The sequence below is a fragment of the Suilimivivens sp. genome (genome assembly GCF_037359455.1).
In the GTDB taxonomy this organism is placed as follows: domain Bacteria; phylum Bacillota; class Clostridia; order Lachnospirales; family Lachnospiraceae; genus Suilimivivens; species Suilimivivens aceti.
Map to the genome: position 1 here is coordinate 21,368 of NZ_JAXXXI010000034.1, position 12,375 is coordinate 33,742.

Here is a 12,375-nt window from a genome sequence, read left to right on the forward strand (position 1 = left end):
AGATGGGATTTTTACAGACCATGGAACTGGCATGGCCAGCAGAAGAACTGAAAAAATGGAAATCCATGAAGAAAGCGGTATATCTGTTGCTGCCGCTTTTTCTTTATTACGTGGTGCATGACCTCGCCCAGATCGTCCTCTGGGGCGGGCTTGAACTGATGCTTTCCGGAAATGGCGGAGCCCTGAAGGAATGGCTTATACAGAATGGCCAGACAGCAAACGGCATGGTCAGCGGGATCGCCATATTGCTTGGCATGCTCCCCATATGGGGCATGCTGAAGAAGGAAGCACTTCCGGTATGGAAGAAAAAGGGAAATGTAACCTCCTATGGTGTACTGGCAGCGATCGCACTGTGTGTATCCATGGGGGTGAATATCCTGTTTTTCCAGATGGGGATCACAGAGAGTTCAGCAGCCTATACCAGAGTAGAAGAGGCGCAGTATGGGGTGGCCTTTGCCATTGGGCTTGTATTGTATGGGGTGATTTCACCCATTGCAGAAGAGGCAGTGTTTCGTGGTATCATTTATAACCGGATGAAACGGTGTTTTTCTGTGAAGCTGGCTGTACCGCTTTCTGCACTGCTTTTTGGCCTTTACCATGGAAATACGGTGCAGGCATTGTATGGATTTCTGCTTGGGGTGATCATTGCCATAGTTTATGAAAGGTCAGAGAGCTTTGCAGCCCCGGTGATATTTCATGCGGTGGCTAATGTTACGGTATTTACCGTGACTTACAGGAATGGACTTCGGGATTTAAACAGTGCAGTAGCGATCGGATTGGCAGTTGCTTTACTGATTTTTGCAGCAGGATTGGGAGTATGGTACCTTAAGTTGTGCGAAATGGGAGAAAATAAATAGATAACTAATAAATAAATCTGACAAAATAAGCACAGAAAATAAATTCACAAATAATCTGACAATGATAAGAAAAGTCATTATTTACAAATAGAAAAAAGTGATGTATATTGATTTCAATGAAAGTCGCAAAGGAGCGAGCATAGCTCTTTTTGCGGCTTTTTTATGTCATGGGAAATTACGTCGTAATGTTCCCATGACATAAAAAAGCCCTCCGGGCAGGATCGCACTGCGGCGGAAGGGCAGATGTCGCTTAAAGCGACCCGCCGCAGGCGGAGAATCCTGCAGGCAGGATTCTTTTTGTATTTTACTAAGGGAAGGAGATCCACAAAATGTTTGATGTGAAAAAGACCGTGCCAGATGCACCTCTGTACCGTCCGGAGTTTGAGCATGATAACTGCGGTATCGGTGCCTGTGTAAACATTAAGGGTGTGAAGAGCAGAGAAACCGTTGAAAATGCATTGAAGATCGTTGAGAATCTGGAGCATCGTGCCGGAAAGGATGCAGAAGGTAAGACCGGTGACGGTGTTGGTATTCTGACGCAGATCCCCCATAAATTTTTTAAGAGAGTGACAAAGAGCCTTGGGATCACACTGGGAGAGGACAGAGAATATGGCGTTGGTATGTTCTTCTTTCCTCAGGATGAGCTGCAGAAGAATCAGGCCAAGAAGATGTTTGAGATCATCGTAGAGAAGGAAGGACTTACTTTTCTTGGATGGAGAGAGGTTCCTACCCATCCGGAGGTTCTCGGACATAAGGCAGTTGAGTGTATGCCCCATATCATGCAGGCATTTATAAAGAAGCCCGCACAGGTGGAAAAGGGGCTTGATTTTGACCGCATGCTTTATATTGTAAGAAGAGTATTTGAACAGTCCTCAGATAATACCTATGTGGTTTCCTTATCCAGCAGGACGATCGTATATAAAGGAATGTTCCTGGTTGGGCAGCTCCGTACTTTTTTTGCGGATCTGCAGGATAAGGATTTCGAATCTGCCATTGCCATGGTACATTCCCGTTTCTCTACCAATACCAATCCAAGCTGGGAGAGAGCCCATCCGAACCGATTTATCGTGCACAACGGTGAGATCAATACCATTCAGGGTAATGCGGATAAGATGCTTGCCCGTGAGGAAAACATGGAATCCGAGCATCTGCACAGCGTGCTGCATAAGGTACTGCCGGTAGTCAATACAGCAGGCTCTGACTCAGCCATGCTGGATAATACGCTGGAGTTCCTTGTCATGAGCGGCATGGATCTTCCCCATGCAGTGATGATCACGATCCCGGAGCCATGGGAAAACAATAAGACCATGTCCCAGCACAAAAAGGACTTCTATCAGTACTACGCAACCATGATGGAGCCATGGGATGGTCCGGCTTCCATTCTTTTCTGTGATGGTGATGTGATGGGAGCAGTGCTTGACAGAAACGGTCTTCGTCCTTCCCGTTATGTGATCACAGACGATGACCAGCTGATCCTTTCCTCTGAGGTTGGGGTACTTGATATTGACCCTTCAAAGATCCTTGTAAAGGAAAGACTTCGTCCAGGCAAGATGCTGCTTGTGGATGTCACAAAGGGCAAGGTCATTGATGATAATGAACTGAAAGAGGGTTATGCTTCCAGACAGCCTTATGGTGAGTGGCTGGACAGCAACCTGATCCATCTGCGGGATCTGAAGATTCCGAATGAAAGAGTACCGGAATTTGCATATGAAGAAAGACAGCGGATGCAGAAGGCCTTCGGTTATACCTACGAAGAGTTAAAGACGAGCATTCTTCCCATGGCAAAGAACGGAGCCGAGGCTATTGCAGCCATGGGAGTGGATACCCCGATCCCGGTTCTGAGCAAGACCAATCATCCTCTTTTCCATTATTTCAAGCAGAAATTTGCGCAGGTAACCAACCCGCCTATTGATGCGATCCGTGAGGAAGTGGTTACTTCAACAACTGTTTACGTGGGAACCGACGGCAATATCCTGGAGGAAACCCCGAAGAACTGCCACGTGATGCAGGTAAGCAATCCGATCCTGACCAATACCGATCTGATGAAGATCAAGGATATAAATCAGGAAGGCTTTAAGGCAGAAGTGATTCCGATCACCTATTATAAGAATACGAGCCTTGAGCGTGCTATTGACAGACTGTTCGTAGAAGTGGACAGAGCTTACAGGGACGGTGTGAACATCATGATCCTGTCTGACAGGGGCGTAGATGAAAATCACGTGGCAATCCCGTCTCTGCTTGCCGTATCAGCTTTGAACAGACATCTGGTCGTAACCAAGAAAAAGACCAGTGTAGCGCTGATCCTGGAGTCAGGAGAACCCAGGGATGTGCATGATTTTGCTACCCTGCTTGGTTATGGTGCCTGTGCGATCAATCCTTATCTTGCGCAGGAATCCATCCGCGAGCTGATCGACAGCCATATGCTTGACAAGGATTATTATGCAGCCGTTGATGATTACAACAACGCTATTTTACATGGCATTGTCAAAATCGCTTCCAAAATGGGAATCAGTACGATCCAGTCCTATGAAGGATCCCAGATCTTTGAAGCAATCGGTATTGATAAGGATGTTATTAACAAATATTTTCCTCATACGGTATGCCGTGTGGGTGGTATTACCTTAAAGGATATTGAAAAGGAAGTGGATGCACTGCATTCACAGGCTTTTGACCCGCTGGGACTTGCAAATGACCTGACATTGAACAGTGTGGGACATCACAAGATGAGAAGTGGTGGTGACGAGCATCTGTACAATCCGGCAACGATCCATATGCTGCAGGAATCCACAAAGCGTGGTGATTATCAGATGTTCAAGCAGTATACAGCCCTTGTCAATGATGAGGATTCAGTAAAGAACCTGCGTGGCCTGATGGATTTCAATTATCCGGAAAAAGGAATCCCGATCGAGGAAGTAGAAAGTGTGGATTCCATTGTAACCAGATTTAAGACAGGAGCCATGAGCTATGGTTCCATTTCCAAGGAAGCACATGAGACACTGGCAATTGCAATGAACACCATTCACGGACGCTCCAATTCCGGTGAAGGTGGTGAGGATCTGGAGAGACTTTCTGCAGGGTCTGATGGCAAGAACAGATGCTCTGCCATCAAACAGGTAGCCAGCGGACGTTTCGGTGTAACCAGCAGATATCTGGTAAGCGCCAATGAGATCCAGATCAAAATGGCACAGGGAGCAAAGCCCGGTGAAGGCGGACATCTGCCGGCAGGCAAGGTTTATCCCTGGATCGCAAAGACCAGACATTCAACACCCGGCGTAGGTCTGATCTCCCCGCCGCCTCATCACGATATTTATTCTATCGAGGATCTGGCAGAGCTGATTTATGATCTGAAGAATGCCAACAAGCAGGCAAGGATCAGTGTCAAGCTGGTTTCTGAAGCGGGTGTTGGTACTGTTGCAGCCGGTGTTGCGAAGGCCGGTGCACAGGTTATCCTGATCTCTGGTTATGATGGTGGTACCGGTGCGGCACCGAGGAATTCCATTCACAATGCAGGACTTCCCTGGGAGCTTGGACTTGCAGAGACACACCAGACGCTGATCATGAACGGACTTCGTAATAAGGTAAGGATCGAGACAGACGGTAAGCTGATGAGCGGCCGTGACGTAGCTATCGCAGCGATCCTTGGTGCAGAGGAATTCGGCTTTGCGACAGCACCCCTGGTAACCATGGGATGTGTCATGATGAGAGTCTGCAATCTGGACACATGTCCTGTGGGTGTGGCTACCCAGAATCCGGAGCTTCGTAAGAATTTCAGAGGAAAGCCGGAGTATGTGATCAACTTCATGCACTTTATCGCAGAGGAACTGCGGGAATATATGGCAAAGCTTGGTGTAAGGACTGTGGATGAGCTGGTCGGCCATACCGAGTTCCTGAAGGTAAAGGATAACCTTTCTAAGAGCCAGAAGCAGGTAGATTTAAGTCTGATCCTTGAGAATCCCTATGTGGGCAGCAAGGAGAAGGTTACCTTTGATCCGAAGCAGGTTTACGATTTCAAGCTGGAAAATACCATGGACGAAAAGGTACTGTTAAAGCAGCTTGACAAGGCCATTGAAACCGGTGCAAGAAGAAGCATTGAGGTAGATGTCAAGAATACGGACAGAGCCTTTGGTACGATCCTTGGTTCCGAGATTACAAGAAGACTTGGGGATCAGGTGGCAGAGGATACCTACCGTGTACTGTGTAACGGTGCCGGCGGACAGAGCTTTGGTGCCTTTATCCCGAAGGGACTGACACTTGAGCTTGTGGGAGATTCCAACGACTACTTTGGCAAGGGCTTATCCGGCGGTAAGCTGATCGTATATCCACCGAAGGGAAGCCGGTTCAAAGCAGATGAAAATATCATTATCGGAAATGTGGCACTGTATGGTGCAACCAGTGGAAAGGCCTTTATCAATGGTGTAGCTGGTGAGCGTTTCTGTGTCAGAAACTCTGGTGCGATCGCTGTTGTAGAGGGCGTGGGTGACCATGGCTGTGAATATATGACAGGAGGCCGTGTGGTAGTCCTTGGTCCTACAGGCAAGAACTTTGCTGCAGGTATGAGCGGCGGTGTGGCTTATGTACTGGATGAGGAAAATGATCTGTATATCCGCCTGAACAAGGAAATGGTATCTTCCTATGAAGTAACTTCCAAATATGATGTTATTGAACTGAAGGATATGATCAAGGAGCATGTGGCTCTGACCAATTCCGAAAAGGGTAAGATGATTCTGGATCATTTCAGTGATTATCTGCCGAAGTTCAAGAAGATCATCCCTCATGACTACGAAAAGATGCTGGCTACCATCGTACAGATGGAGGAAAAGGGCCTTTCTGCAGAGCAGGCACAGATCGAAGCATTCTACGCAGTCAGGGCAGCAAAATAAGGAGGTGTCACGATGGGAAAACCAACAGGATTTATGGATTATAAAAGAGAAGTATCAAAGGACGTAAAGCCTAAGGACAGGATTAAGAATTTTAATGAGTTCCATGAGCACCTCCCGAGAGAAAAGCAGCAGCTTCAGGGAGCAAGATGTATGGACTGCGGTGTGCCCTTCTGCCAGGCAGGAATGAACATCTGCGGAATGACAAGCGGCTGCCCCCTGCACAATCTGGTACCGGAATGGAATGACCTAGTTTATACCGGAAACTGGCAGCAGGCCTATAACCGTCTGAAAAAGACGAACAGCTTTCCGGAGTTTACCTCCCGTGTGTGCCCGGCGCTCTGTGAAGCAGCCTGCACCTGCAATCTGATCGGGGATCCGGTTGCCACGAAGGAAAATGAATATGCGATTATTGAGAATGCCTATGAAAAGGGCTATGCCGATCCGAAGCCTCCCAAGGTCCGGACAGGAAAGACGGTAGCAGTTGTAGGAAGCGGCCCTTCCGGACTTGCCGTTGCCGATCAGCTGAATAAAAGAGGCCACAGCGTAACGGTGTATGAGCGTTCTGACAGGGTTGGCGGACTTTTGATGTACGGAATTCCCAATATGAAGCTGGAGAAGCACATCGTAGACCGTAAGATCAAGGTCATGGAGGCAGAAGGCATCGTGTTTAAAACCGGTGTGGATGTCGGTAAGGATATCAAGGCAGAAAAGCTCTTGAAGGAGTATGACAGAGTCGTACTTGCCTGCGGTGCTTCCAACCCGAGAGATATCAGTGTACCGGGCAGGGATGCCAAGGGGATCTACTTTGCAGTAGACTTCCTGAAGGCCAATACGAAGAGCCTGCTGGATTCTGATTTTGAAGATAAGAAATATGTGGATACCAAGGGCAAAAATGTAGTTATCATCGGCGGTGGTGATACCGGAAATGACTGTGTGGGAACCAGTATCCGTCATGGCTGTAAGTCTGTAACACAGATCGAGATGATGCCAAAGGCTCCTGATACCAGAAGCGCCAGCAATCCCTGGCCGGAATGGCCGAAAATCTGCAAGACAGATTACGGCCAGGAGGAAGCTATCGCCGTATTTGGCCATGATCCCCGGATCTATGAGTCTACGGTGAAGGAATTTGTGAAGGATAAAAACGGCAGCCTTAAGGCAGTCAAGATCGTGAAGCTTTCCTGGGAGAAGGATCCTGCAAGCGGACGGATGAAGATGAGCGAGGTGCCGGGCTCCGAGCAGACTCTTCCCGCAGAGATTGTACTGATCGCGGCAGGGTTCCTTGGAAGCCAGAAATATGTAACCGATGCGTTCCATGTAGATATCAATGAGAGAAGCAATGTGAAGACCGGCGCAGGTGCCTATGAAACCAGCGTGAAGAATGTCTTTACAGCCGGAGACATGCACAGAGGCCAGTCCCTTGTAGTATGGGCGATCCGTGAAGGCAGGGAAGCAGCAAGGGCTGTGGATGAAAGCCTGATGGGATATACTAATCTGATCGTGCAGTAAGAGTGCGGGAGTAAAGGTGGCTCTGCCTTTTGGCAGAGCCACCTTTTTTGATGCGCCTTGCGGCGCACGTCGCAGAGGTGCCGGAATCGGAAGATATTTCCGGAGGTCAGGGGCACCAGGTGTGTTTTCGGAGTTCAGGACCACCGGGAGTGTTTTCGGAGTTCAGGGGTATCAGGAAGGAAAATGTGCTGTGGTGCCCCGGAAACATTGAGATCAGAGGAAGGTTTTGGGTCAGGGGCACCAGAAAGGAAAATATGCTGTGGTGCCCCGAAAACTTCGCAGAGCGGGGCATCAGTAGGAAAAGTGCATGCAGATACCCCAAAAGGCAGTGAAATGAACGTAAAAATGACTGAGGTGGGGCATATGGGAAGAAAACATAGCCTGATGCCCCGGAGAATGATATGATGAAGTTATGAGCAGGAAAGGATGTCTTTATTATGCAGAAAGTGATTGTGATTCCGGACAGTTTTAAAGGAAGTATGACATCGCAGGAAGTAACCGATATTCTGGCAGGATCCATAGAAGAACATTTGAAGTGTGAGGTTGTCAGACTTCCCATTGCAGATGGCGGAGAAGGAAGCATGGACTGTATTCTCCGGGCAAAGGGCGGAAGCAGGAAGACAGTGACAGTACATTCCCCGGAGGGAAAACTGATTGAGGCAGCCTATGGGATTCTTCCTGATGGAACGGCTGTCCTTGAAATTGCAGAAAGCAGCGGATTGACAAAGCAGACCGGATTTCGTGCACTGGAGGCCAGTACCTTTGGCTTTGGAGAGCTGATAAGAGCGGCACTGGATGAAGGCTGTCGGAAGTTTTTCCTTTGTCTTGGAGGCAGTGCCACAACAGACTGCGGATGTGGGATGGCAGCAGCGCTTGGAATTACTTTCTTTGATAGAGATGGACGGTCATTTGTTCCGGCAGGAGGGACGCTGTCAGCGGTATCGAAAATAGAATGTTCGAGGCTGGATCAGCGGATCGGAGAGGCTGAATTTACGGTAATGAGTGATGTGACTAATCCCTTGTATGGACCTCTGGGAGCTGCCTATATTTATGCACCACAGAAGGGAGCAACGAAGGAAGAGGTTGCAGTCCTGGATGCTGGTCTGATCCACGTGGCAGAAGTGATAGAGCGTGACTGTCAGGCAATGCTGCCGGAGGCAGGAGCGGGGGCTGCAGGAGGTGCCGGATATGGATGTACGGCATTTCTCAGAGCAAAGACGATCAGCGGCATCGAAGGTATGCTGGAGCTGTGTCAGTTTGATGCGCTTGTGAAAGACTGTGATCTGGTTGTAACCGGGGAAGGATGTTTGGATGAACAGAGCCTTATGGGAAAGGTTTTGAGTGGTATCAGGAAGCATGCCAGTAACAGGGAAATCGTTTCTTTTTGTGGTATCTGTAAAGTACCGGCAGAGGAACTTTGCAGAAATTGTGTAATTGCAGTGGAAATTGCCAGAGGGATTTCCATTCAGGAATCTATGGAGAAGGGGCAGTATTATCTGAAGCTTGCAGCAGATAACTATTTTAAGCAGAGGATGGGATAGAGCAACATTTATCTTAAGAGTTTATAGAACGGGGCATGAGGGATGAAATACATCTGTAATGCCCCGTAGAAAGTATGTCTGGCTGGCAGGAAGATCAGCTAGCCTTCTGGATCACAGAAATGATCTGGTTTCTTGTCAGATCAGAAATCTCCTTTGAGGTCATATCCTTGTAATCTTCATAGTACATGGGCTTCAGGAAGTGAACCTGTGTGCGTACCGGCTTTAAGCTGTTGACACCGAAGACCTTGTAAGAATCGATGAGAACGACAGGAACAATAGGACGTCTGGCCTTCATGGCACATTTAAAAGCTCCAGGTAGAAAATCATGAACTTCATTCTTGTTGTGGTCATAGCCGCCTTCCGGGAAAACGATATATCTTCTGCCGGAAGCGACCTCGGAAGCGACCTGAAGAACGGTGTTCACCTGTTTTCTCATGTCAGTCTTGTCAAGGCGGCTCCCCTTTAATAAGGAAACAAATTCCTTGGTCAGCGGCAGATCGGCCCGTTTGTCATCGATCATCATGGTGCAGGGTTTTTCGTGAGCGAAAATAATACCAAGCACATCATATTTGCCCTGGTGGTTAGGATACATAACGTAGCCGCCGTCTTTTGGCAGATTTTCAAGACCGTAAACATCGGTCCGGATCATACCATTGAATTTCAGGATGGAAATAGCATTGCGGGCAATCTGGTATCGGACAGTTTCTGTGTATTTATCTCCGTGCTGTTCTACATAGCTGATGCGGATAAGATAATAAATAACGAATGGCAGTGAGATACCAACTACATAACATATTCTGATCAAAAAACTTCACCCCTCAAATTTAGTACTGGGAAAATCATACCATATCAGACATTTCTTTTCAAGAAACGACTGAAAGCGCGGATATGGTGTGGGGATAAAGAAGTGTGTCTCAGAAAGGGAATGCAGTCTGTTTCAGATACCGGGATCTTTATGGAGCTGGTGGTACTCCTTTAATAGCTCTTCTGCAAGATTTCCTGCATCCCAGAAAATGTTGATGGGTGTGATAACGGCTTTGCAGGCAATGGGAGAAATCCCCATTTTACGGTACTCAGCAAGGAACAGATCGATCTGCTCAGAGGTCATGCCGGAGAAGACAAGCATCTCAGCAGGAAGCTCATTGCCAAGATAGACTGCATTTTTTCTTGCAAAGCCAGCTACACCGGCAAGATAACCAAGGGACTGGGAATAATCGGTCCGCTGCACGGTTTTTACTGTGATAAAAAGCCTCTTACAGAGCTGGCGGATCTGCATTTCCTTTGTTTTTTCTATATGATATAATAGAATAACCTGAGTAGATGACATTTGAAAACTCCTTTTAAATCATGATAATCAGTTGTTGAGAAAAAGAATCATTTATAACCATTTCATTATTTACAGAATAGCAGAAAAATAGAAGTATGTGAAGCTGGCGGCATGTGGAAGAGAAATATGGCAAAGAAGTACGGGATAGAGAAAATGCTGTAACTGTCATTATGAATGGTCAGGCAAGCTGCCAACGTAAGACACCGGAAGGAATAAAATAAAAGAAGGAAGGTAAAAGGAGAAGAGTATGCATTACAGAATATTTGGAAGCCCTATGCCAGCAGTAACCTTGACTCTTGACAGGGGAGAAGAAATTTATACCCAGTCAGGTGGTATGATATGGATGTCAGAAGGATTTTCCATGGAAACCAATATGAAAGGCGGACTGCTTGGCGGTATTGGCAGGATGTTTGCCGGAGAGAGCCTCTTTCTGGCAACCTATGCGGCACAGCATGACAATGCAGAGATCACCATGGCATCCAGTTTTCCCGGAGAGATCAGGATGCTGGAGATAGGCAGTGGAAAGGAATACATTGCGCAGAAAAATGCTTTCCTCTGTGCGACAAAAAATGTGTCAGTGAGTGCATATGTTACCGGTGTAAAGGCGGGATTTTTCGGTGGTGAGGGTTTTATCCTTCAGAAGTATTCAGGCCAGGGTCTGGCATTTTTGGAACTGGATGGGACGATCGTGGAAAGGGAACTGGCACCGGGAGAGGTGATCAAGGTCAATACAGGCAATGTAGCTGCTTTTGAAACTAGCGTGGAATACTCTTCAGAAATGGTAAAGGGTTTTGCCAATGTACTGTTTGGAGGGGAAGGACTGTTCCTTACGACATTGAAGGGACCGGGGAAGGTATGGCTGCAGACCATGAGTGCAGCAGGACTGGCACAGAGGATCATTCCTTATATACCGACTGGAAGATCATCCAATTAAAGAGGACTTCCTTTCCTCTGCATTTTCGATTATAATTGAAGCAGCAGGTAATAATTTTACCACAGAGAAGAGAAAGGAGATTTTTTACTTATGGCAAACAGAATTATGCTGAATCAGACCTCTTATCATGGAGCAGGGGCAATCGCAGAGATTGCAAATGAGGCAAAGGCACATGCTTTTCAGAAGGCGTTTGTGTGTTCTGACCCTGATCTGATCAAATTTGGAGTGACAGCAAAGGTAACAGAGCTTTTGGAAAAAGAAGGACTGGCTTATGAGATCTATTCCGATATCAAGGCCAATCCTACTATTGATAATGTAAAGAACGGTGTGGCAGCCTTTAAGGCTTCCGGAGCAGACTATATTATTGCAATCGGCGGAGGCTCCTCCATGGATACTTCCAAGGCGATCGGTATCATCATTGCCAATCCGGAGTTTGAAGATGTACGCAGCCTTGAGGGCGTAGCACCTACAAAGAAGCCCTGCATCCCGATCATAGCAGTTCCTACCACAGCAGGTACAGCAGCAGAGGTTACGATCAACTATGTTATTACTGATGTAGAGCGCAAGCGTAAGTTTGTCTGTGTAGATCCTCATGATATGCCGATCATCGCAGTTGTAGACCCGGAAATGATGGCTTCCATGCCTAAGGGACTGACGGCATCTACCGGTATGGATGCCCTGACTCATGCGATTGAAGGTTATACCACAAAGGCAGCATGGGAAATGACAGATATGTTCCATCTGAAAGCAATCGAGATCATTTCAAGATCTTTAAGAGGCGCTGTTGCCAATACCAAAGAAGGACGGGAAGGTATGGCACTTGGCCAGTATATTGCAGGTATGGGATTTTCCAATGTAGGACTTGGAATCGCACATTCCATGGCTCATACTTTGGGTGCTGTTTATGATACTCCTCATGGAGTTGCCTGTGCAATGATGCTTCCTATCGTTATGGAGTACAATGCAGACTGCACTGGCGAAAAATATCGTGAAATTGCCCGTGCCATGGGTGTTGAAGGCGTAGATCAGATGGATCAGGAGACCTACCGCAAGGCAGCAGTTGATGCTGTACGCAGGCTTTCTGAGGATGTAGGCATTCCGGCTAAACTGGAAGCACTGAAGGAGAAGGATCTTCCGTTCCTTGCAGAATCCGCTCATGCAGATGCGTGTGCACCGGGTAACCCGAAGGATGCCAGCATCGAAGATCTGACAGCACTGTTCCGCAAGCTGATGTAAGAAAATGTAATGTCCTGAATGGACAGAAGCAGAAATGACAGAAAGGTTCCCGGCTCCGTGTAAAACGCCGGGAGCCTTTTTTGATATAACACGG

The 12,375-nt window shown here is 47.4% G+C and carries 8 protein-coding genes; 6 read left to right on the top strand and 2 right to left on the bottom strand.

Translation table 11 applies throughout. The annotated features are described in order from the left end of the window. Positions 1 to 2: 2 nt before the first annotated feature. The 4 genes from WJQ40_RS04760 to WJQ40_RS04775 all read left to right on the top strand — a co-directional run bounded on the left by WJQ40_RS04760 (position 3) and on the right by WJQ40_RS04775 (position 8,784). The gene (locus WJQ40_RS04760) at positions 3 to 857 is read left to right on the top strand and encodes a CPBP family intramembrane glutamic endopeptidase (RefSeq protein WP_337538180.1); all 855 of its coding nucleotides are present in this window, start codon (positions 3 to 5) and stop codon (positions 855 to 857) included. 329 nt (positions 858 to 1,186) lie between these two features. Beyond that, positions 1,187 to 5,737, top strand: a complete 4,551-nt coding sequence (gene gltB, locus WJQ40_RS04765) for a glutamate synthase large subunit (RefSeq protein WP_337538182.1) — start codon at positions 1,187 to 1,189, stop codon at positions 5,735 to 5,737. A 12-nt stretch (positions 5,738 to 5,749) separates the two neighbouring features. Beyond that, the gene (locus WJQ40_RS04770; RefSeq protein ID WP_337405719.1) at positions 5,750 to 7,243 is read left to right on the top strand and encodes a glutamate synthase subunit beta; all 1,494 of its coding nucleotides are present in this window, start codon (positions 5,750 to 5,752) and stop codon (positions 7,241 to 7,243) included. Between the two features lie 437 nt (positions 7,244 to 7,680). Then, positions 7,681 to 8,784, top strand: a complete 1,104-nt coding sequence (locus tag WJQ40_RS04775) for a glycerate kinase (protein ID WP_337538183.1) — start codon at positions 7,681 to 7,683, stop codon at positions 8,782 to 8,784. A 94-nt stretch (positions 8,785 to 8,878) separates the two neighbouring features. On the opposite strand, the gene WJQ40_RS04780 is transcribed toward WJQ40_RS04775, so the two are convergent. Together WJQ40_RS04780 and WJQ40_RS04785 are read right to left on the bottom strand one after the other, a co-directional pair. Next, positions 8,879 to 9,589: a lysophospholipid acyltransferase family protein gene (locus WJQ40_RS04780; protein ID WP_337538185.1), complete on the bottom strand. Its 711-nt coding sequence runs from the start codon at positions 9,587 to 9,589 to the stop codon at positions 8,879 to 8,881. A gap of 132 nt (positions 9,590 to 9,721) precedes the next feature. Continuing rightward, a complete protein-coding gene (locus WJQ40_RS04785) occupies positions 9,722 to 10,111 on the bottom strand; it encodes a DUF3783 domain-containing protein (RefSeq protein ID WP_337538188.1) in 390 nt (129 codons plus the stop codon). A gap of 247 nt (positions 10,112 to 10,358) precedes the next feature. On the opposite strand from WJQ40_RS04785, the gene WJQ40_RS04790 reads away from it, so the two are divergent. Together WJQ40_RS04790 and fucO are read left to right on the top strand one after the other, a co-directional pair. Continuing rightward, a complete protein-coding gene (locus WJQ40_RS04790) occupies positions 10,359 to 11,045 on the top strand; it encodes a TIGR00266 family protein (RefSeq protein WP_337538191.1) in 687 nt (228 codons plus the stop codon). Positions 11,046 to 11,135: 90 nt separating this feature from the next. Then, positions 11,136 to 12,281 (top strand): lactaldehyde reductase, encoded by a 1,146-nt coding sequence (gene fucO, locus WJQ40_RS04795; RefSeq protein WP_337538193.1) that lies wholly within the window; start codon positions 11,136 to 11,138, stop codon positions 12,279 to 12,281. Positions 12,282 to 12,375: the final 94 nt, after the last annotated feature.

Coding starts and splice junctions, on each gene's coding strand:
- fucO (WP_337538193.1), top strand. CDS start 11,136: ATGGCAAACAGAATTATGCTGAATCAGACCTCTTATCATGGAGCAGGG.
- WJQ40_RS04775 (WP_337538183.1), top strand. CDS start 7,681: ATGCAGAAAGTGATTGTGATTCCGGACAGTTTTAAAGGAAGTATGACA.
- WJQ40_RS04785 (WP_337538188.1), bottom strand. CDS start 10,111: ATGTCATCTACTCAGGTTATTCTATTATATCATATAGAAAAAACAAAG.
- WJQ40_RS04760 (WP_337538180.1), top strand. CDS start 3: ATGGGATTTTTACAGACCATGGAACTGGCATGGCCAGCAGAAGAACTG.
- WJQ40_RS04790 (WP_337538191.1), top strand. CDS start 10,359: ATGCATTACAGAATATTTGGAAGCCCTATGCCAGCAGTAACCTTGACT.
- WJQ40_RS04770 (WP_337405719.1), top strand. CDS start 5,750: ATGGGAAAACCAACAGGATTTATGGATTATAAAAGAGAAGTATCAAAG.
- gltB (WP_337538182.1), top strand. CDS start 1,187: ATGTTTGATGTGAAAAAGACCGTGCCAGATGCACCTCTGTACCGTCCG.